This window comes from Pseudomonas sp. MT3, assembly GCF_054720805.1.
Window position 1 is genome coordinate 153,480 of the sequence record NZ_JBTVPY010000005.1, and the last position, 21,751, is coordinate 175,230.

The following is a 21,751-nucleotide window of genomic DNA, read 5'->3' on the forward strand; positions in this document are numbered from 1 at the left end:
GCGGGACGTGGTTGGACTGCAGGCTGTTAGGGGCTTCGGCAGGGGCAGGCAGAACGACACGTCAGGGAATTTCCGCATACGAGCTCAGGGATTGTAACGCCCATCCGTGCATGAGCTTCCGGGGTTCCTCCTGCGTGACTGGCTGCGTCCATCGCGTACAAGAGAGAACCGTGGATGTCGATTCCAGCGAAAGTCGTTCCGTCTGCTCAATCCGTCAGTACGTCTCCCACCGTCCAGCTCGATGGCCGGCTGGTCCTCGACCAGCGCAGCAAGGTTGCGCTGCAGGTTCCCAGGGACGCGGTTGCCGAATACTCCCGTGAAGGTTCAGACCTCGTCGTTCATCTCAAGAATGGCGAGTCCCTGCGTATCGCCAATTTCTATGCGGCCGGGCAGCCTCCCAGCGAACTGTTCCTCGTCGAAGAGGGGCAACTGGTGGCTGTGCAGTTGCCCGTAGCCGGAGAAGGGACGATGGCGGCGACCTATGCTCCCGAGCCGGTGGCAGCCGGGTTCGACTCGCTGACCAGCGACTCGTCCGGCCTTGCAGGCATGAGCGCGACCAACACGGCGCTGGCCGCCTTGGCGGTGGTGGGCGGCGGCGTAGCGCTGGCCAGCGGTGGCGGCGGTGGTGGCGGCGGGGGCAGCTCGGCGCCCGCGCCGGACACCAGCGCCCCGCAAGCGGCGACCGACCTGCAGATTTCCACCGATGGCACGCGCCTGTCCGGGCACGCGGAAGCCGGGGCCAGCGTTGGCGTGGACACCAATGGCGACGGCGTGGCGGAGCTGAGCGTGGTGGCGGACGCCAACGGTCGCTTCGAGGTGGACCTGAATCCGCCATTGACCGATGGCCAGGCGATCAGCGTGGTGGTGACCGACCCGGCGGGTAACCGCAGTCCGGTGGCCAGCGTGCAGGCGCCGGACTTCCCGGATGCGCCGCAGGTCGAGGCCAGCAACGGCCGTGTCATTGCCGGCACCGCGGCCGCGGGCATGACGGTGGTGCTGACCGACGGCAACGGGCATCCGCTTGGCCAGGCCACGGCCGATGCCGATGGCAAGTGGTCGCTCACGCTGTCCCAGCCGCTCCCCGATGGCATGCAGGTCTACGCGGTGGCCAGGGATGCCTTTGGCAATGACAGCCCGGCGAGCAGCCTCACCGTCGATGCCGTGGCGCCGACCCTGTCCGTCATCGGACTGAGCAATGGTACGCATGTCAGCGGTACCGCCGAAGCCGGTGCGACCGTCACGCTGACCGACGGCAACGGCAACCCCGTTGGCCAGGTCACCGCCGATGGAAATGGCCGCTGGAGCTACACCCCGGACAGCCCGCTGCCCGATGGCACGGTGATCGAGGCGGTGGCCACGGATACCGTTGGCAACGCCAGCGCGCCGGCCTGGGTAACGATCGATTCGACGGCGCCGGGCGCGCCGGTGCTCGACCCGAGCAATGGCAGCAGCCTCAGTGGCACCGCCGAGCCGGGCGCTACCGTGACCCTGACCGATGGCAGCGGCAACCCGATCGGACAGGTTACCGCCGACGGCAGCGGCAACTGGAGCTTCACCCCGTCCACGCCGCTGGCGGATGGAACCGTGGTCAACGCCACGGCCACCGATCCGGCGGGCAACACCAGCGGGCAGGGCAGCACCACCGTCGATGGCGTGGCGCCGGCCACGCCGACCGTCAACCTGAGCAACGGCAGCAGCCTCACCGGCGCCGCCGAGCCGGGCAGCACCGTGATCCTCACCGACGGCAATGGCAACCCGATCGCCGAAGTCAGCGCTGATGGCGGCGGCAACTGGACCTATACCCCGTCCACGCCGATCGCCAACGGCACCGTGGTCAACGTGGTGGCCCAGGACGCCGCCGGCAACAGCAGCCCGGGCGCCAGCGTCACCGTGGACTCGCAGGCCCCGGCGGCTCCGGTGGTCAACCCGAGCAACGGCACCATGCTCAGCGGTGCCGCCGAACCGGGCAGCAGCGTGATCCTCACCGACGGCAACGGCAACCCGATCGGCCAGGTCAGCGCCGATGGCAGCGGCAACTGGAGCTTCACGCCGGGCACGCCGCTGGCCAACGGCACGGTGGTCAACGCCACGGCCAGCGACCCGACCGGCAATACCAGCGCTCCGGCCAGCACCACCGTGGACTCGGTGGCGCCGGCCGCGCCGGTGGTCAATCCGAGCAACGGCGCGGAGATCAGCGGCACCGCCGAACCGGGCGCCACCGTGACCCTGATCGACGGCAACGGCAACCCCATCGGGCAGGTCACCGCCGATGGCAGCGGCAACTGGAGCTTCACCCCGTCCACGCCGCTGGCGGATGGAACCGTGGTCAACGCCACGGCTACCGACCCGGCGGGCAACACCGGCGGCCAGGGCAGCACTACCGTGGACGCCATCGCGCCGGCCACGCCGACCGTGAACCTGAGCAACGGCACCACGCTCAGCGGTGCCGCCGAACCGGGCAGCAGCGTGACCCTGACCGACGGCAACGGCAACCCGATCGCCGAAGTCACTGCCGACGGCAGTGGCAACTGGACCTACACCCCGTCCACGCCGATCGCCAACGGCACCGTGGTCAACGTGGTGGCCCAGGACGCCGCCGGTAACAGCAGTCCGCCGGCGACGGTGACCGTCGATTCCAGCGCGCCGCCGGCACCGGTGATCAACCCGAGCAACGGCGTCGTCATCAGCGGCACCGCCGAGGCCGGTGCCACCGTGACCCTCACCGATGCCGGCGGCAACCCCATAGGGCAGGTCACCGCCGACGGCAGCGGCAACTGGAGCTTCACGCCGGGCACACCGCTGGCCAATGGCACGGTGATCGTCGCCACGGCCACCGATCCGACCGGCAATACCGGCCCGCAGGCCGCCACCACGGTGGACTCGGTGGCGCCGGCCGCGCCGGTGGTCAACCCGAGCAACGGCACGACCATCAGCGGTACCGCGGAGGCCGGGGCCAAGGTGATCCTCACCGATGGCAGCGGCAACCCGATCGGCGAAACCACCGCCGACGGCAGCGGCAACTGGACCTTCACGCCGAGCACCCCGTTGGCCAACGGCACGGTGGTCAACGCCTTGGCCCAGGACCCAGCGGGCAATACCGGCCCGCAGGGCAGCACTGCCGTGGACGCGGTGGCGCCGAACACGCCAGTGGTCGATCCGAGCAACGGCAACCTGCTCAACGGTACTGCCGAGCCGGGCAGCACCGTCACCCTGACCGACGGCAACGGCAACCCGATCGGCCAGACCACCGCCGACGGCAGCGGCAACTGGACCTTCACGCCCGGCTCGCAACTGCCCAACGGCACTGTGGTCAACGTGACCGCGACCGACGCCTCCGGCAACACCAGCCCGCCCGGCACCACGACGGTAGATTCCTCGCTGCCGTCGACTCCGCAGGTCGACCCGAGCAACGGCTCGGTGATCAGCGGCACCGCCGACGCCGGTAACACTGTCATCATCACCGACGGCAACGGCAACCCGATCGGCCAGGTCACCGCCGACGGCAGCGGCAACTGGTCGTTCACCCCGGGCATCCCGCTGCCGGATGGCACCGTGGTCAACGTGGTGGCGCGCAGTCCCGGCAACGCCGACAGCTCGCCGGCGATGATCACGGTGGATGGCGTGGCCCCGCCGGCGCCGCCGATCGATCCGAGCAACGGCAGCGACATCAGTGGCACCGCCGAGGCCGGCGCGACGGTGATCCTCACCGATGGCGGCGGCAACCCGATCGGCCAGACCACCGCCGACGGCAGCGGTAACTGGAGCTTCACGCCGGGCACGCCGCTGGCCAACGGCACGGTGATCAATGCGGTGGCCCAGGACCCGGCCGGCAATACCAGTGGGCCGAGCAGCGTCACCGTCGACGCCGTCGCCCCGCCGGCGCCGGTGCTCGACCCGAGCAATGGCGTGGTCATCAGCGGTACCGTGGAAGCCGGGGCCAAGGTGATCCTCATCGACGGCAGCGGCAACCCGATCGGTGAAACCACCGCCGACGGCAGCGGCAACTGGACGTTCACCCCGGCTACCCCGCTGGCCAACGGCACCGTGGTCAATGCGGTGGCCCAGGACCCGGCCGGCAACACCAGCGGACCGGCCAGCGCCACGGTGGACGCGGTAGCCCCGGCCACCCCGGTGCTCGATCCGAGCAACGGTACAGTGATCAGCGGTACCGCCGAAGCCGGCGCGACGGTGATACTCACCGACAGCGGCGGCAACCCGATCGGCCAGGCCAGCGCCGATGGCAGCGGCAACTGGAGCTTCATCCCGGCCACGCCGCTGGCCAATGGCACGCTGGTCAACGCCGTGGCCCAGGACGCCGCCGGCAACACCAGCGGTCCGGTCAGCAGCATGGTGGACGCGGTGGCCCCGGCCACCCCGGTGATCGACCCGAGCAACGGTGTCGAACTCAGCGGCACCGCCGAACCCGGCGTCCGGCTGATCCTCACCGATGGCAATGGCAACCCGATCGGCCAGACCCTCGTCGACGGCAGCGGCAACTGGAGCTTCACTCCGAGCACGCCGCTGGCCAACGGCACCGTGGTCAACGTCGTGGCCCAGGACCCGGCCGGCAATACCAGCGGCCCGGCCAGCGCCACGGTGGACACGGTGGCTCCGGCCACGCCGGTGATCAATGCCAGCAACGGCAGCGTGATCACCGGGACCGCCGAGGTCGGCGCCAAGGTGATCCTCACCGACGGCAACGGCAACCCGATCGGCGAGACCACCGCCGACGGCAGCGGCAACTGGACCTTCACCCCCGGCACGCCGCTGGCCAACGGTACGCTGATCAACGCCGTCGCCGAGGACGCCGCCGACAACGCCAGCGGTCCGGCCAGCACCACGGTGGACTCGGTGGTGCCATCCGCTCCGCTGCTGAGCATCAGCGCCGACGGCGCGCTGCTGACCGGCATCGCCGAGCCGAATAGCCAGGTGCGCATCGTGGTCAATGGCGACAGCGCCAACCCGATCACGGTCAACGTCGACGGTAGCGGCAACTTCAGCCTGCCGTTCGCGCCGCCGCTGATCACCGGCGAGCTGATCGCCGGGGTCGTCGTGGACGCCGCCGGCAACGTCAGCGGACCGGGCACCATCAACGGCCCTGACCTGGCGCCGCCGACCATCAGTGTGGCGGAAGCCGCCGATACCTGGGTCAACGCCGCGGAGATCGGCGACGGCATCCAGGTCGAGGTGACGGTCCGCCCGACCATGCAGGTCGGCCAGGTGGTCATGCTCAAGTTCGCCGGGCAGGGTGGCTACGAGGCGGAGGTCAGCCATACCCTCAACGCCGGCGACATCGCCGCCGGCAACGTGACCCTGACCCTGACGCCTTCCAGCGGACCGTTCCCGGAGGGCGCCTCGACCATTACCGCCGACATCAACGGCGGCACCGCGTCGACCCCGGTGCCGTTCACCATCGACACCATTCCACCGGCGACCCCGGTGCTGTCCCTGGTCGGCAACATCCTGACCATCTCGGCGGAGCCGGGCACCGAGCTGACGGTCACCGCCAGCGTCGGCGGGGTGACCGCCACCGCCACGGTGACCGCCGACAACAGCGGGCTGGCGTCGCTGAACCTGCTTACCGACCTGGACATCGACTTCAGCTGGGACCAGTTGCTCGACGCCCAGGTCTCGGTGGTCGGCCGCGACCCGGCCGGCAACCCGAGCAACGTGGCGAGCATCGGCGTCGGCACCAGCATCGAGCAGCCGGTGACCATCGGCAATTTCGGCCTCGACGTCAGCCTCAACCCGCTGAACCCGCGATTCGGTTTCAGCGGTACCAGCGAGCCGGACTCCAGCGTGGTGATCCGGGTCATCACCCCGGCGCTGAACGTCGAGTTGCTGCCGATCCAGGCGGACTCGTCCGGAAACTTCTCGCTGAACCTGCTGAGCCCGACCATCCTCACCCAGTTGGGGTTGAACGTCTCCGACATCCTCGATCTCGGCTCGAGGATCTCGTTCAACCTGGTGTCCACCGATTCCAACGGCAGCGATAGCGCCGCCTACGGGATCACCCTGACCCCCAACGGACTGTCGCTGAACATCGGCCAGATCGATGTCAACGGCACGTCCGGCGACGACGTGCTGTCCGGCGCCAACGGCAGTTCGGAGCACATCAACGGCGGCGACGGCAGCGACCTGGTCTTCAACGTGGGCACCGGCGACCATGTGGTGGCCGGCAACGGCAACGACACCCTCCAGATCACCGCGACCGATTTCGTCAGCATCGATGGCGGCGCCGGGTTCGATACCCTGGTCCTGGCCAACGGCATCGACCTCGACTACAACGCCGTCGGCGTCGGCACGCTCAGCAACCTCGAGCGCATCGACCTCGGCAAGGGCGATTCGGGTAGCGTGCTGACCCTGACCGCGGCGGAGGTGGATGCCGTCACCGATGCCAACAACACCTTGCAGATCACCGGCGAGAACAACGACACCCTGAACGTGGTGGGCGCGGTGAATACCGGTACCACGCAACTGATCGACGGCATTACCTACGATGTCTACACCTTCGGCAGTACCACCCTGCTGGTCGAGGACAATACGGTACAGGTGACCGTCTGATGGCTGGCAAGCAGTACTTCCCGCCGGCCCTGTCCCGCGGGAAGAGCATCATCGGCCTGCTGTTGCTTGGCCTGCCGCTGTGTGCGCCGGCCATTCCCCTCGACGAAGCGGTGCGCGCGGGGCTGGCGATCCATCCGCAGTTGCGCTCCGCGCTGGCGGAGGCGGAGCGCGCCGGCACCGAGGTGGATATTGCCAAGGGCGGCTACTACCCAGCCGTCAGCCTGTCCGGCGGGCCGCAGGAGTTCGACTTCGGCGAAGTCGTCTACGATGCCACCGTTTCGCAGATGCTGTACGACTGGGGACGGGTGTCGAGCAAGGTGGACAGCGCCAGCGCCGACCGCCGCCGGCTGACCGAGGCGGCGCTGGTGGCGCGGGACGACGCGGCGCTGGACATCGTCGAGACCTACCTCGACGTGCTGGCCGCCGAGCGCCGGGTGGACACGGTGCGCCGGCATATCCAGCGCCTGGACGGCATTCGCGAGATGACCCAGGCGCGCGGCGGCGACGGCTATGCCGACCGCAGCGAGCTGGATCGCGCCAACCTCGAACTGTCGCGGGCCGGGGAACAGCTGTCGCTGGAAAAAGGCAGCCTGCAGGATGCGCGCAACCAGTACGCCCTGCTGGTCGGCCAGGCCCCCGGCGACCTGGTGGAGCCGGAGCCGGCCTCGCTGCAGCGTTACCTGGCGGGCAGCGACCTGAGTCGGGTGATCCAGGACGCACCCTTGCAGCGCAAGGCGGTGGAAGAGGCCAACGCCGCGGAAGCGGGCGTGCGCGAGGCGAAGAGCGCGCTGCTGCCGCAACTGAACCTGGAGGCGACGGCGCTGCGCCGCGAGGTCGGCGGGCGCCCGGAAAGCGATTCGGTGCTGGCCCTGCGGCTGCGCATGGACACCTTCCAGGGACTTTCCAACTTCCGCCGGCCGACCGCCGCGCAGCAGCGCCTGGAGTCGGCGCGCTGGAGCGCCGATGCGATGCAGCGCGACATCCGCCGGCAACTGCAGACGCTGTTCGACAACGGCGAGACCCTGCGTTGGCGCGAGCAGTCGCTGAGCCAGCAGGTCAGCGAGTCGGAGCAGGTGGGCGAGTTGTACCGCGAACAGTTCGAGGTCGGGCGGCGCGACGTGATCGACCTGCTCAACGTCCAGCGTGAACGCTTCGAGGCGGAGCGCCAACTGGTCAACCTGCACATCGAACGCAAGCGCATCGAATATCGGGCGGCGGCCCAGGTCGGGTTGTTGGGGTCGCTGCTGGAGAACCGGTTGAATCATGGAAGCTGAAATGAACCTGTCCCAGGCGCCGGTCGATCCGCTGCGCGAGGGATTGTCGCTGCTGTGCCGGCAACTGGGCCGGCCGGTCAGTCCGGGCGAGCTGGCCGACGGCATCGCCCTGGAGCAGGGGAGGCTGCCGCTGCACCGGGTGGCTCGTGCCTTGCGCCGCGCGGAGATCACCGCCCAGGTGGCGGAATATCCTCTGCAGCGGATGGACGCCTACCTGCTGCCGGCACTGTTGTTGCTCAAGGATGGCGGCACGCTGGTGCTGGCTGGACTCGACGGCGGCATGGCCGACGTGCTGGTGCCGCAGAGCGACGGCGGCAGCGAACGCCTGGCGCTGGCCGAGCTGGAAGCGCTCTACGCCGGCACGGCGGTGTTCGCCAAATGCCGCTACCGTCCCGATGGGCGTGTCGGCGACTACGCCAGCGCGGAGCCGGAGCACTGGTTCTTCGGTCCGCTGCGGCGGCTGCGGCGCTCCTACGCGGAGGTCGCCCTGGCGGCCCTGGTGGCGAACCTGCTGGCGGTCGCCTCGTCGCTGTTCGCCATGCAGGTGTATGACCGTGTCGTACCCAACGGCGCCTTCGACACCCTGTGGATCCTCGCCAGCGGCGTGGTCCTGGCGATCTGCCTCGACGGTGTGCTGAGGATCCTGCGCGGGCACCTGCTCACGGTGCTGGGCAAGCGGCTCGACCTGCAACTCTCGACGCTGCTGTTCTCCCGCGTGCTGGGCACCCGCCTGGCAGCCAGGCCGGCGTCGATGGGCGCGTTCAGCACCCAGGTGCGCGAGTTCGAGTCGGTGCGCGAGTTCTTCACCTCGTCCAGTGCCGCGCTGATCAGCGACCTGCCGTTCGTGGCGATCTTCCTGCTGATCATCGCGCTGATCGGCGGTCCGCTGGCCTGGGTGGTGCTGGCCGCCTGCGTGCTGATGGTGCTGCCGGGGTTGCTGACCCAGCGCCTGCTGGGTCGCCTGTCGCGGCAGAACCTGCGCGAAGGGGCGATGAAGAACAGTGTCCTGCTCGAAGCCTTCGAACACCTGGAGACGGTAAAGGCCACCCGCGCCGAAGGTCGCTGCCTGCACCAGTGGGAAACGCTCACCGGCCAGCTTTCCAGCACGGCGTTGAGGACCCAGGCGCTGGTTTCCACGCTCAGCTACGGTTCGGGCATCATCCAGCAGTTGTGCTATGTCGGCGTGGTGGTCGCCGGGGTCTACCGGATCAGCGACGGCGCCATGACCGTCGGTGCGCTGGTGGCCTGCTCGATTCTGTCCTCGCGCGCCATCGCGCCCTTGTCCCAGGCGGCCGGTATCCTCGGCCGCTGGCAGCACACGCGGGTGGCGATGGAAGGGCTGGACCAGTTGATGGGAGCGCAGCAGGAGCGCCCCGAGGGCAAGCGTTTCGTGCACCGGGAGCGCCTGCGCGGCAGCTACCGGCTCGAAGGCGTGCGCCTGGCCCACGGCGAGGGGGCGCCGGTGGTGGACGTGCAGGCGCTGAACCTCCAGGCCGGCGAACGCGTTGCGCTGCTGGGTGGCAATGGCGCCGGCAAGTCGACCCTGTTGCGCCTGCTCAGCGGTCTGCTGGACCCGCAGGAGGGCCGGCTGCTGCTGGACGACGTCAGCCTCGGCCAGATCGACCCCGCCGACCGCCAGCGCGGCATCGGCTACCTGCCGCAGGACGTGGCGCTGTTCCACGGCACCCTGCGCGACAACCTCAATCTGGAGAATGCGGCGCTGAGCGACGAGGAACTGCTGGAGGCGCTCGATGGCGTCGGCCTGGGCGGTTTCGTGCGCGCCCATCCGCTGGGCCTGGACATGCCGATCCAGGGCAACGCCAGCCTGTCCGGCGGCCAGCGCCAGGCGGTGGGTCTGACGCGCGTGCTGCTGCAGGACCCGCCGATCCTGCTGCTCGACGAACCGACCGCGGCCTTCGACCAGACCAGCGAAAACCGCGTCATCGAATACCTGCAGCAGTGGCTGGGCAGCCGCACCCTGGTGTTGACCACGCACAAGAAAAGCATGCTGGCCCTGGTGGACCGCGCGGTGGTCCTGCGCAACGGCCAGGTGATCATGGACGGACCGCTGCACCAGGTGGTGCAGGGCAACCAGGTGCAGGCGCCGCTGCACACCGAAGGAGGTGTCCGTGGCTGAGCCGGGTTCCGATCAATTGCGCCGGCAACTGGGCGACCCGCTGCTGGCGGCGACCCACCCGGTCTACCGACCGCTGCTCTGGACCCTGCTCGGGGTGGTCCTGCTGTCCATCCTCTGGGCGGCCTGGGCGGAGCTGGACGAGGTGACGCGCGGTGACGGGCGCGTGGTGCCCTACAGCCGCATCCAGAAGATCCAGAGCCTGGAGGGCGGCATCCTCGACCGCCTGCTGGTGAAGGAGGGCGACCGCGTCGAGGTGGGGCAGCCCCTGGTACGGCTGGACGACACCCATTTCCTCACCAATTACCAGGAGTCGGCCAACCAGGCCGCCGTCCTGCGCGCGGCCATCGCGCGGCTGGATGCCGAGGTGCTGGGCAAGGAACGCATCGAGTTCCCCGAGGGAATCGACGCCGCTGGCCCGTTGGCCCGCTCCGAGCGCGAGCTCTTCAACTCCCGGCGGGCCAAGCTGGTGGAAGGCAGCCAGGCCGTGCAGAAGCAGGTCCGCCTGGCGCAGAGCCAGCTCGACCTGGTCCGGCCGCTGGTGGAGAAGCGCGCCGTCAGCCAGATGGAGGCGCTGAAGCTCAGCCAGGACATCGCCACGCTCAACGGCAAGCTCACCGAACTGAAGAACACCTACTTCCAGGATGCCTACACCGAGCGCGCGGAGAAGAAGGCCCAGCTCACCCAGCTGGAGCCCATCGTGCAGCAGCGCCAGGACCAGTTGCGCCGCACGGAGATCCTGTCGCCGGTACGCGGGCGGGTGAACACCGTACTGATCAACACGCGTGGCGGGGTGATCCTGCCGGGAGAGGCGATCATGGAGGTGATCCCGGTGGAGGAGCAGTTGCTGGTGGAGGCGAAGATCAAGCCGCGCGACGTGGCCTTCCTGGTGCCCGGCATGCCCGCCAAGGTGAAGATCACCGCCTACGACTACACCCTCTACGGCGACCTCAAGGGTACCCTGGAGCAGATCAGCGCCGACACCATCGAGGAGGACACCGTGCACGGCAAGGAGTCCTACTACCAGGTGCTGATCAGGACCGACGGCAGCCAGTTGAAGCGGGGGAGCGAGGTGCTGCCGATCATCCCCGGCATGGTGGCGGAAGTGGACATCCTCAGCGGCAAGCGCAGCGTGCTCAACTATCTGCTGCGTCCGCTGATCAAGGCGCGGCTGTATTGAACCGCTGCCGTGGGTTCGCTCGGGCAGCGCCGCGGGATGAAACGGCGGCAGCGGGCTCCGGCGCCTTCGCATGCGAAGGCGCCGGAGCTGGCCGGCACGTCCGAACGTTGGCGGCGCCGGATGACGCGTCCAGCCGGCGCTTTCCCGACTATCGAGAACCTACGATGGCCAGCCGAATATCCCGTTGGGTCTAATTATCCGGCCTTGTTCTGGATAAAGAGGGTGACTCAAACGGGCTCGACGTTCTTCCGCTTATTCATTCGTTCCGCCATCCGGCGATAAGTGCGCCATTCCCGTCCGGGGCAATGGGCGCCTGTCCGAATCCAATTCATTTCAAGTTTGTGCCAGTGGCAGTGGTTGCCGCTGGTAAGGAGTTTTCATGCGTGCTGCAAAAGTGATTTCCGCCCTGTTCCTGTTGTCGACCCCGGTGCTGGCGTTCGCGGATGACAGCGGTCTTTATGTCGGTGGTGGTGTCACTCGTGCCGAAATCGACGAGTCCCGGTTCGACGACAAGGACGACAGCTACAAGCTCTACGCGGGGTATCGCCTGAACAACTACCTGGCGTTCGAAGGAGCGGTCGTCGATTTCGGTGACATGAGCGATCGCGACAAGCATTTCGACGGCCAGTCGGCGCAGGCCAGCCTGCGTCTGGGCTTCCCGATCGGCCAGCGCATCCGCCTGTTCGGCACGGCGGGCGTGCACGCCTGGCACGCCGACGACGATGTGGCGGGCAAGTCCGAGGATGTGGATGCCCTCTACGGCTACGGTGCGGAGATGGATGTGCTGGGCGGCCTGGGGATGCGCCTGGAGCAGGAAACCCTGAAGGTCGGCGACATCGATCTCGACCAGACCACCCTGTCGGCCTACTGGCGGTTCTGATCCGCCGGGAAGGGAGCGGAGAAGCCGCTTCCTTCCCCTTGCATCGGCCTGCGTGCGAACCATCGATTTCCGGCAGAGTGACTATCGATGGAATCGAGTGGTCCGGCCGTGGATCGCGCCTGAAGATCAGCCCGTGTGACCCGCAAGACCAACAACAGCACGGGAGCGATCGCATGAACACTTCAATCTCCGGGATGAAACGCCACGCCCTTGGCAGCGCCTTCGGCATTTCCCTACTCGCACTCGGCAGCCTCGCGGGCTGCGCGCAGACCTCCGAGCTCCAGCTCAGCTGGGACAACTTTGGCGGAACCACCCGCCGGGACAACGTCGCCTATCTCGACTGCGTCGGAAGCAAGGTCGCCCCTGGCGCCCAGACCTTCATCAGCACCGGCGACGGCACGGGCCGGCTCCTCGTCGGCAGCGACGATCCACGCCAGGCCAGCGGCATCGTGGACGTCACCGCCATCGACGGCGGCAGCCACTTCAACGCCTATCAGAGTACGGCCTGGCAGGACAAGGGTGAGCTGCTCGACGCCGCCTACCTGTGTTCCCTGAGCTGAGCGAGCGCCTCGCGCAGTCAGCCGCCATTCCTTTCATTCCATCGCGAAGCGCGTTGCACGCCGCGCTTCGGGGGCTTCGTTCGCCCTCAATCCAGGGAGAGACTGCAATGAAACAGCACATTCTGATCGTCGGCGCGGGTTTTGGCGGTGTCTGGAGCGCCCTGGCCGCTGCCGATCCCGCGTTCCCGGTGGCCTGACCCGCAGGCCGCGAAACACCGTCGCCAGCGTCTGCCATCGGCATTGCGCTGGGTCTCTGCCACTGGGCGCACATTCCCTCGCGCCCACTTCCGCCCGCCAGGGGTCACCTCGGTGGGCGTTTTTTTTAATTTACGCGTGTTGTGTATTCTGATCGTACGTGCCAGTGTGTGCGCCCTGGCGGCCCTATTCGCCACAGTTGCCATACTTCAGTTCCCGGTCCGTTCTCCGGGCGCTGATGGACGCCGCCGGCCGACGGTACACTCACTCCCGTCGCGTAACAGAAGTACAAGAGAATCGAGATGAACACGCACTTTCTGACTTGCGCCGTCTTCGTCCGCCGCGACGCAGACCTCCACCTTCCCACCAACCTTCAGCCGACGGTGAAAGCATGATCGAGGTAACCGAAGTTTCCATTGCGCAGCTGCGTGAAGCCCTGGAGTCGGGCCGCACCACCGCGGTCGAACTGGTCAAGGCCTACCTCGCGCGCATCGATGCCTACGATGGCCCGACCCGGCTCAATGCCGTGGTCGTGCGCAACACCGAGGCCCTGAAGGAAGCCCAAGCCTCCGACGAGCGCCGCGCCCGCGGCGAGACCCTCGGCCCGCTGGATGGCATTCCCTACACCGCCAAGGACAGCTACCTGGTCAAGGGCCTGACTGCTGCCTCCGGCAGCCCGGCCTTCAAGGACCTGGTCGCCTACCGCGATGCCTTCACCGTCGAGCGCCTGCGCGCCGGCGGCGCCATCTGCCTGGGCAAGACCAACATGCCGCCGATGGCCAACGGTGGCATGCAGCGCGGCGTCTACGGCCGCGCGGAAAGCCCGTACAACCGCAAGTTCCTCACCGCGCCCTTCGCCTCGGGGTCGTCCAATGGCGCCGGCACCGCGACCGCCGCGAGCTTCTCGGCCTTCGGCCTGGCGGAAGAGACCTGGTCCAGCGGTCGTGGCCCGGCCTCGAACAACGGCCTGTGCGCCTACACCCCGTCCCGTGGCGTGATCTCGGTGCGCGGCAACTGGCCGCTGACTCCGACGATGGACGTGGTGGTGCCCTACGCGCGCACGATGGCCGACCTGCTGGAAGTGCTCGACGTGGTGGTGGCCGAAGACACCGACACGCGTGGCGACCTGTGGCGCCTGCAACCGTGGGTGCCGATCCCCGCCGTCGCCGAGGTGCGTCCGGCGTCCTACCTGGACCTCGCCTCCGGACCTGAAGCCTTCAAGGGCAAGCGCCTGGGCGTGCCGCGCATGTTCATCAACAAGGACGAACTGGCCGGTACCAGCGAGAAGCCGGGCATCGGCGGCCCGACCGGCCAGCGCATCAACACCCGCGCTTCGGTCATCGATCTCTGGGAACAGGCCCGCAAGGCCCTGGAAGCGGCCGGCGCCGAAGTCATCGAAGTGGACTTCCCGCTGGTCTCCAACTGCGAGGGCGACCGTCCGGGGGCGCCGACCGTGTTCAACCGCGGCATCGTTTCCGAGCAGTTCCTGCATGACGAGCTGTGGGAGTTGTCCGGCTGGGGCTTCGACGACTTCCTGCGCGCCAACGGCGATCCGAAGCTGAACAGGCTGGCCGACGTCGACGGCCCGCAGATCTTCCCCCACGATCCGGGCACCTTGCCGAACCGCGAGGGCGACCTCTGCGCCGGCATGGACGAGTACGTGAACATGGCCAAGCGCGGCCTGAAAACCTGGGACCAGATCGAGACCCTGCCCGACGGCCTGCGCGGCCTGGAGAAGACCCGCAAGCTCGACCTGGAAGACTGGATGGACGAGCTGAAGCTCGACGCCGTGCTGTTCCCCACCGTGGCCGACGTCGGTCCGGCGGATGCCGACGTCAACCCGGAATCGGCCGACATCGCCTGGAGCAACGGCATCTGGGTCGCCAACGGCAACCTGGCGATCCGTCACCTGGGCGTGCCGACCGTCACCGTGCCGATGGGCGTGATGGCCGATATCGGCATGCCGGTGGGGCTGACCTTCGCCGGCCGCGCCTATGACGACTCCGCGCTGCTGCGCTTCGCAGCGGCCTTCGAGGCCACCGGCTCCAAGCGCCTGGTGCCGCCGAGCACGCCGCCGCTGGGCTGATCGGTTCGTCGCTGCAAGCAAGAGAAAAACCGCGCTCCCAATGGGGCGCGGTTTTTTGGTCTATGACGCCGGCCTGGCTGGCGGATCGCGGACGCAGTCCGCTTCCTACCGGACAGCTCCAGGCTCGGATCAACCCTCCTCCAGGGGGAGAGGGAGCCGTCCGCGATTGGCATCGTGCAGAGCAGTTCGCGAGCAAGCTCACTCCTACAGGGAAACGCCGGGGTGTTCTTTGTAGGAGCGAGCTTGCTCGCGAACGCGTTTCCCTGCGACGCGCATGACAAGCAGTTCGCTCCAGCGAGGATCTGCGCTCACTTGGCCGACTTCACGTTGCCGTAGCGCACTTCCTTGGACGGCGAGTAACCGTAGAACGAGGTGTAGCACTTGCTGAAATGACTGGGCGAGACGAAGCCGCAGGCCAGCGCCACCTCGTACATCGGCAGGCTGGAATGCTGCAGCAGGCGCCGGCTTTCGGTGATGCGCAGCTCCAGGTAGTAGCGCACCGGCGTGGTCCCCAGTTGTTCCTGGAACAGCCGCTCGATCTGCCGCTTGGAGCGCCCCACGTAGAGCGACAGCTGGTCCTGGCTCAGCGGCTCCTCGATGTTCGCGCTCATCAGGTTGATCGCTTCGCGCAGCGGCTCGCTGAGTTTCTCGTGCAGCGCCGGGCGGGTGCGGCGGAAGCGCGACTCCTCGAAGGCGAGGATGTCGACGATGGCATCCACCAGCTCGCGGCCGTGGCGCGCGTTGATCCACTCCAGCACCAGGTTGAAGGCGCCGGTGGGGCTGGCGGCGGTCAGACGGTCGCGGTCGAGTTGGTAGCTTTCGCTGGTGACTTCGCTGTGCCGGGCGATTTCCGCCAGGGCCGCGCGGTGTTCGGGGTGGATGGCGCAGCGGTAGCCGTCCAGCAAGCCGGCCTGGCCGAGGAACCAGGCGCCGTTCCACAGGCCGGCCAGGGTAATGCCCTTGTCGGCGGCAGCCTGCAGCAGGCGGGTCAGCTCGGGTGTGGCCCGCAGTTGGGTACGCAGGCCGCCGCAGACCACCAGCAGATCCAGCTCGGCCAATTGCGAGGCGGTCAGCGCCGCGCCGGGGCAGATCACCAGGCCGAGGTCGCTGGTGACCGATTCGCCGTCGAGGCTGAAGGTCTGGGTGGTGAAGGTCTGGGCACGGATCAGGTTGGCGGTGACCAGGGTGTCCAGCGCCTGGGTGAAGGCGGGCAGGGAGAAATGCTCGAGCAGCAGGAAGCCCACCCGCGCCTGGCGAGTGGGCTCCCTCTGCTGCTCGGCGATGAAGCGCAGGTTGCGCCCCTGCATGGCGCCACTGAATTGCCGTCGTTCGACCAATCACCACCTCATGTTGCAGATGCCGCCGAGGCGGCGAGTATCGCCCGGATCACTCGCCCGCGCCGCTGGCGCCACGGCGGCGCAGCACCGTATCCGGCCTGTGTTCTAGCGTGCGCCGGCCGGTCTGGCTGAGCAGGATGATGATCACTGTCAGCGCCAGCGTCGAGCTTACCTCCACCCGGTGTGTGGGCATGATGAACATGACGGTCAGGATGAAGCCGATGATGCCGATCACCAGCCAGGTCAGCCAGGGGAACAGCCACATGCGGAACACCAGCTCGTGGTTGCGCCGGCGCAGGATCGCGCGCATGCGCAATTGCGAGATGGCGATGGCGAGGTAGACGAGCAGAGCGATGGAGCCGGAGCTGGCGAGCAGGAAGTCGAACAGGCGCGCCGGGGCGAAGAAGTTCAGCAGGGTGGTGGCCATGCCGATCAGCGTGCTGGCGATCACCGCCGCGCGCGGCACGCCGGCTGCCGAGGTGCGCTGGATGAAGGCCGGCGCGTCGTTGCGGCGGCTCAGCGAATAGATCATCCGCGAGGCGATGTACACCGAGGAGTTCAGGCAGCTGGCGACGGCGACCAGCACCACCAGGTCCATCAGCAGTTGCGCGTTGGGGATGTTCAGCAGCTCCAGGGTGCGCTGGTAGGAGCCAATTTCCACCAGGCGCGGGTCGTTCCACGGCACCACCGAGATGATCACCAGGATCGATAGCAGGTAGAACACGCTGATGCGCCAGATCACCGAACGGGTAGCCTTGGCGATGTTGCGGCTGGGGTCGCTGGATTCGGCGGCGGCGATGGTCACCGCCTCGGTACCGATGAAGCTGAACAGGGTGGTGATCAGCGCACTGAAGATCGCCGTCCAGCCGTTGGGCATGAAGCCGCCGTGCTCGCCCATCAGCCGGGTCAGGCCGCTGACCTCGCGGCCGGGCAGCAGGCCCAGCAGCGCCGCCGCGCCGAGGCCGATGAACAGTACGATGGCGGCCACCTTGAGCATGGCGAACCAGAACTCGAACTCGCCGTACTTGGCGACGCTGAACAGGTTGGTCACGGTCAGCAGTAGGGTCATCGACAGGGCGAATACCCAGGTTTCGACCTGCGGGAACCAGTTGTTGAGGATGACCCCGGCGGCGATGGCTTCGATGGGGATGACCAGCACCCAGAACCACCAGTACAGCCAGCCGATGGTGAAGCCGGCCCACCGGCCGATGGCCTGGTCGGCGTACGCGGAGAAGGAGCCGGTGTCAGGGCTGGCCACGGCCATCTCGCCGAGCATGCGCATCACCAGCACCACCAGCAGCCCGGAGAGGGCGTAGGCCACGATGGCGGCGGGGCCGGCGGCGGCGATGGCGTGGCCGGAGCCGACGAACAACCCCGCGCCGATGATTCCCGCGATGGAAAGCATGGTTACGTGGCGGGGCTTGAAGCCCTGCACCAGATCGCCATTGGCGCCTTTCGCACTAGGTGCACTCATCTGTCGGCCTTCCTGTTGCAATTGTTCTTATTGAAGTTGTCATGGAGGGCGCGCAGCCACGGGCCGGGGCGGGTTTCCACCAAGCCGCGATCCCGCTCCTTTCGGGTCGATGGGGGCTCGGAAATGCCACGCCGGACAGCCAGCATCACGCGGGCCCCAAGCTATGCCATGCGGGCGCCCCGCCAGTTGTTCAGGATCGCCACGGGCATGGCCAAAAGCGACATGGCGCGCCGCACGACGGTAGCCATGAGCCACTCTGCAATGGGGCTCGGCCGCATGCGCAGACGTGGGATCGAGTCAAAAAAATCCCCCGGCCGCTGCCGCGACCGAGGGATGCAAGGACCGGGCAGGGGATGCCCGGTCGAGGTAGACCCGCAGGGGGTTACAGACGAATCAGCACCGACTTCAGCTCGGTGTAGTGCTCGATGGCGGCGGCGCCCATTTCGCGGCCCAGGCCCGACATCTTGTAGCCGCCGAAGGGCAGCGCCGGGTCCAGCGCGCTGTGGCAGTTGACCCATACCGAGCCCGACTTGATGCGCGGCACCATGCGGTGCACCGCCGACAGGTCGTTGGACCAGATGCTCGCGCCCAGGCCGTAGGGGCTGTCGTTGGCCAGGCGCAGGGCGTCGTCGATGTCGTCGAAGGGCATGGCGACCAGCACCGGGCCGAAGATTTCCTCCTGCACCAGCGGGTTCTTCTGGTCGACGTCGACGATCACCGTGGGTTTGACGAAGTAGCCGGGGCCGAACTGTTCGCCGCCGCAGGCGATGGTGGCGCCCTTGTCGCGGCCCAGTTCGATGTAGTCGAACACGCGCTTCTGCTGCTTGGCGGAGATCAGCGGACCCATGTCGATGCTCGGGTCCAGGCCGTTGCCCAGCTTCATGCCGTTGGCGATGCCGGCGATGTCGGCGATCACGTTGTCGAAGTGCTTGCGCTGCACGTACAGGCGCGAGCCAGCGCAGCAGACCTGGCCCTGGTTGAAGAAGATCGCTTGCGCCGCGCCAGCGGCGGCGGTGGCGAGGTCGGCGTCGGCCATGACGATGGTCGGCGACTTGCCGCCCAGCTCCAGGGTCACGCGAGTCATGTTGTCCATCGCCGCCTTGCCGATTTCCTTGCCCACCGGGGTCGAGCCGGTGAAGGTCAGCTTGTCCACCAGCGGGTGGTGGGAGAGGGCGGCGCCGGCGGTGATGCCGGTGCCGGTGACGACGTTGAACACGCCTGCCGGGTAGCCCGCCTCCAGGACAAGCTCGGCGAGTTTCAGCGCGGACAGCGGGGTTTCGTCGGCGGGCTTGAGCACCACGCTGCAACCGGTGGCCAGCGCCGGGCCGAGTTTCCAGCAGGCCAGCAGCAGCGGGAAGTTCCAGGCGACGATGGCACCCACCACGCCGACGGCTTCGCGGCGGATGTAGCCGTGGAAGTCGCCGTCGGGCATCAGCGGCATCGACACATCGACGGTGGTGCCTTCGATCTTGGTGGCGTAACCGGCCATGTAGCGCAGGAAGTCGATGGCCAACTGCACATCCATCACGCGGGCGACGGCGGCGCTCTTGCCGTTGTTCAGGCACTCCAGCTCGGCCAGCAGGTCGGCGTCGCGCTCCATCAGCTCGGCGAGCTTCCACAGCAGATTCTGCCGCTCGCGCGGACGCATGCGGCTCCAGGGCGAATCGTCGAAGGCCTGGCGCGCGGCGCGCACGGCGCGATCGACGTCGGCGACGGTGGCGGCCGGGACCTGGCACAGCACCTCGCCGGTGGCCGGGTTGCGCAGGTCCATCAGGGCGCTGTCGCTGGCGGAGGTCCAGTCGGCACCGATCAGCATCTTCGGTGCGCGCTGCAGGAAGGCGCGGGATTCGGGCTTGATGGGCAGGGAAGCGAGCATTGCGATTGCCTCTTGTCGGTCTGTTCGTTCTGCTCGGATCGGGAGCAGGTTGGGAGCGGACATCGCAACGGCTGTGCCAATGCTTAAATCGTTGACTAAGTATTTGAAATTAAAAAGATTTATTGATTTTTTCGATTGGCGGGGAGAGGGCCGTTGTCGCACATTGCGACAGCGGCTGAGACGGCCGGGCGCCCTGATTGGTCGTAGCGGACTCTGTCCGCGATTGGTTTCGTGCGGTGTGGTGTGGTTCGCGAGCAAGGACTGGGCGTCCCCCTCGGTCCTACAGGGTGCGATGGGCCGGCTCTTCGCAGGAGCGAGCTTGCTCGCGAACCGACCCGGCACCGGTCTTGCCGGTGTGGCGCGGAGAAGCTCCGCTCCCACGAGAACCGATCCTCCCTGCGGGCGTACAACCGCGAACGGTCGTACGCCGCATGGCTGTACCGCTCAGCCGTGGTGGATCTCCCGGTCCTTGGTTTCCGGAAGGAAGAAGGTCCCCAGGATCGCCGTCATCACCGCGATGACGATGGGGTACCAGAGCCCGTAGTAGATGTCCCCGGTGGCCGCCACCATCGCGAAGGCCACGGTCGGCAGGAAGCCGCCGAACCAGCCGTTGCCGATGTGGTAGGGCAGCGACATCGAGGTGTAGCGGATGCGCGCCGGGAACAGCTCCACCAGCCAGGCGGCGATCGGTCCGTAGACCATCGTCACGTAGATCACCAGCACGGTCAGGAGCAGCAGCATGGCCAGGTGGTTGATCTTCGCCGGATCCGCCTTCTCGGGGTAGCCGGCGTCCTTGAGGGCGGTGCTCAGCTGCGCGGTGAGGGCATCGGACTGGGTCTTGAAGTCCGCGGCGGCCATGCCTTTGCCCTCGAAGCTTTCGATGGCCTTGTCGCCGATGTGCACCTGGGCCACGGTGCCGGTCTCGGCCTTGATGTTCTCGTAGGGGATGGCCTTCTTCGCCAGCAGGCTCTTGGCCAGGTCGCAGGAGCTGACGAATCTGGCCTTGCCCACCGGGTCGAACTGGAACGAACACTGGGCCGGATCGGCGACCACGGTCACCGGGTTCTTCTCCTGGGCGGCGAACACGTCCGGGTTACCGAACTGGGTCAGGCCGTGGAAGATCGGGAAGTAGGTCAGCGCGGCGAGGATGCAGCCGGCCATGATGATCGGCTTGCGGCCGATGCGGTCGGAGAGGCTGCCGAAGAACACGAAGAACGGCGTGCCCAGCAGCAGCGAGCCGGCGATCAGGTAGTTGGCGGTCTGCGCGTCGATCTTGAGGGTCTGCAGGAGGAAGAACAGCGCGTAGAACTGCCCCGTGTACCAGACCACGGCCTGCCCGGCGGTACCGCCGAGCAGCGACATGATCACCACCTTGAGGTTGTCCCAGCGGCCGAAGGATTCGGTCAGCGGCGCCTTGGACGCCTTGCCTTCTTCCTTGATGCGCTTGAATACCGGCGACTCGGAGAGTTGCAGGCGGATGTACACCGAGACGATCAGCAGCAGGATCGAGAGCAGGAAGGGCACGCGCCAGCCCCAGGCCTCGAAGGCCTCGGTGCCTAGCACGGTGCGGCAGGCCATGATCACCAGCAGCGAGAGGAACAGGCCGAGGGTGGCGGTGGTCTGGATCCACGAGGTGAAGAAACCGCGCTTGCCCTGTGGCGCGTGCTCCGCCACGTAGGTCGCCGCGCCGCCGTATTCGCCGCCCAGGGCGAGGCCCTGGAGCAGCCGCAGGGTGATCAGAATGATCGGCGCGGCCACGCCGATGGTGGAATGGGCCGGCAGCAGGCCGACCACGGCGGTGGACGTGCCCATGATCACGATGGTGATGAGGAAGGTGTGCTTGCGTCCGATCATGTCGCCCAGGCGGCCGAACACGATGGCGCCGAAGGGGCGCACCGCGAAGCCGGCGGCGAAGGCCAGCAGGGCGAAGATGAAGGCGGTGGTCTCGTTGACCCCGGCGAAGAAGTGTTTGGCGATGATCGCCGCCAGTGAACCGTAGAGGTAGAAGTCGTACCACTCGAATACGGTGCCGAGGGAGGAGGCGAAAATGACCTTGCGCTCCTCCTTGGTGATGCCGCTGTGGGGTGCGTTGCCCGCGGCCGGGCTGTATGTCTGCGCCATGTTCTTCTCCGTCTTGTTCTTGTTGAAGGCCGGAGTCCTTCCATACCGTTGCCGCACTCAGGCCCAGGGG

General features: G+C 67.6%; 11 protein-coding genes. 7 read left to right on the plus strand and 4 right to left on the minus strand.

From position 1 onward, the window contains the following. The first annotated feature begins 174 nt into the window (after positions 1-174). From ACYCAX_RS07270 to ACYCAX_RS07300, 7 genes are all read left to right on the plus strand, one after another. Positions 175-6,564, plus strand: coding sequence for an Ig-like domain-containing protein (locus ACYCAX_RS07270; RefSeq protein WP_460247706.1), 6,390 nt, complete (start codon positions 175-177; stop codon positions 6,562-6,564). Further along, positions 6,564-7,838 carry a TolC family protein gene (locus tag ACYCAX_RS07275; RefSeq protein WP_015477033.1) on the plus strand — a complete coding sequence of 425 codons (1,275 nt, stop codon included), beginning with the start codon at positions 6,564-6,566 and terminating at the stop codon, positions 7,836-7,838. The genes ACYCAX_RS07270 and ACYCAX_RS07275 overlap by 1 nt, the downstream gene beginning before the upstream one ends. Next, complete coding sequence (locus ACYCAX_RS07280; protein ID WP_460247707.1) at positions 7,828-9,975, plus strand: type I secretion system permease/ATPase; 2,148 nt, start codon at positions 7,828-7,830, stop codon at positions 9,973-9,975. Before ACYCAX_RS07275 ends, ACYCAX_RS07280 begins: the two co-directional genes overlap by 11 nt. Beyond that, on the plus strand, positions 9,968-11,152 hold the full coding sequence (locus tag ACYCAX_RS07285; RefSeq protein ID WP_460247708.1) for an HlyD family efflux transporter periplasmic adaptor subunit: 1,185 nt from the start codon (positions 9,968-9,970) through the stop codon (positions 11,150-11,152). The genes ACYCAX_RS07280 and ACYCAX_RS07285 overlap by 8 nt, the downstream gene beginning before the upstream one ends. Before the next feature lie 379 nt (positions 11,153-11,531). After that, positions 11,532-12,032 (plus strand): outer membrane beta-barrel protein, encoded by a 501-nt coding sequence (locus tag ACYCAX_RS07290; protein WP_294978623.1) that lies wholly within the window; start codon positions 11,532-11,534, stop codon positions 12,030-12,032. A gap of 173 nt (positions 12,033-12,205) precedes the next feature. Beyond that, positions 12,206-12,592 (plus strand): hypothetical protein, encoded by a 387-nt coding sequence (locus ACYCAX_RS07295; RefSeq protein ID WP_236620515.1) that lies wholly within the window; start codon positions 12,206-12,208, stop codon positions 12,590-12,592. A 586-nt stretch (positions 12,593-13,178) separates the two neighbouring features. Beyond that, the gene (locus ACYCAX_RS07300) at positions 13,179-14,873 is read left to right on the plus strand and encodes an amidase (protein WP_015477038.1); all 1,695 of its coding nucleotides are present in this window, start codon (positions 13,179-13,181) and stop codon (positions 14,871-14,873) included. 308 nt (positions 14,874-15,181) lie between these two features. Here ACYCAX_RS07300 and ACYCAX_RS07305 read toward each other — a convergent pair whose 3' ends face one another. From ACYCAX_RS07305 to ACYCAX_RS07320, 4 genes are all read right to left on the minus strand, one after another. After that, positions 15,182-16,180, minus strand: a complete 999-nt coding sequence (locus ACYCAX_RS07305) for a GlxA family transcriptional regulator (protein ID WP_294978635.1) — start codon at positions 16,178-16,180, stop codon at positions 15,182-15,184. A gap of 79 nt (positions 16,181-16,259) precedes the next feature. Continuing rightward, a complete protein-coding gene (gene gabP / locus ACYCAX_RS07310; RefSeq protein WP_460247710.1) occupies positions 16,260-17,684 on the minus strand; it encodes a GABA permease in 1,425 nt (474 codons plus the stop codon). Positions 17,685-18,066: 382 nt separating this feature from the next. After that, the gene (locus tag ACYCAX_RS07315; protein ID WP_294978615.1) at positions 18,067-19,560 is read right to left on the minus strand and encodes an aldehyde dehydrogenase family protein; all 1,494 of its coding nucleotides are present in this window, start codon (positions 19,558-19,560) and stop codon (positions 18,067-18,069) included. A 444-nt stretch (positions 19,561-20,004) separates the two neighbouring features. After that, positions 20,005-21,681, minus strand: a complete 1,677-nt coding sequence (locus ACYCAX_RS07320) for an MFS transporter (protein ID WP_015477043.1) — start codon at positions 21,679-21,681, stop codon at positions 20,005-20,007. Between the last annotated feature and the right edge of the window lie 70 nt (positions 21,682-21,751).

What these genes read in the sequence shown, in the direction of transcription:
- ACYCAX_RS07300 (WP_015477038.1), top strand. Translation starts at nt 13,179, where the DNA reads ATGATCGAGGTAACCGAAGTTTCCATTGCGCAGCTGCGTGAAGCCCTG.
- ACYCAX_RS07320 (WP_015477043.1), bottom strand. Translation starts at nt 21,681, where the DNA reads ATGGCGCAGACATACAGCCCGGCCGCGGGCAACGCACCCCACAGCGGC.
- ACYCAX_RS07295 (WP_236620515.1), top strand. Translation starts at nt 12,206, where the DNA reads ATGAACACTTCAATCTCCGGGATGAAACGCCACGCCCTTGGCAGCGCC.
- ACYCAX_RS07270 (WP_460247706.1), top strand. Translation starts at nt 175, where the DNA reads ATGTCGATTCCAGCGAAAGTCGTTCCGTCTGCTCAATCCGTCAGTACG.
- ACYCAX_RS07290 (WP_294978623.1), top strand. Translation starts at nt 11,532, where the DNA reads ATGCGTGCTGCAAAAGTGATTTCCGCCCTGTTCCTGTTGTCGACCCCG.
- ACYCAX_RS07275 (WP_015477033.1), top strand. Translation starts at nt 6,564, where the DNA reads ATGGCTGGCAAGCAGTACTTCCCGCCGGCCCTGTCCCGCGGGAAGAGC.
- ACYCAX_RS07305 (WP_294978635.1), bottom strand. Translation starts at nt 16,180, where the DNA reads ATGCAGGGGCGCAACCTGCGCTTCATCGCCGAGCAGCAGAGGGAGCCC.
- ACYCAX_RS07315 (WP_294978615.1), bottom strand. Translation starts at nt 19,560, where the DNA reads ATGCTCGCTTCCCTGCCCATCAAGCCCGAATCCCGCGCCTTCCTGCAG.
- ACYCAX_RS07280 (WP_460247707.1), top strand. Translation starts at nt 7,828, where the DNA reads ATGGAAGCTGAAATGAACCTGTCCCAGGCGCCGGTCGATCCGCTGCGC.
- gabP (WP_460247710.1), bottom strand. Translation starts at nt 17,684, where the DNA reads ATGAGTGCACCTAGTGCGAAAGGCGCCAATGGCGATCTGGTGCAGGGC.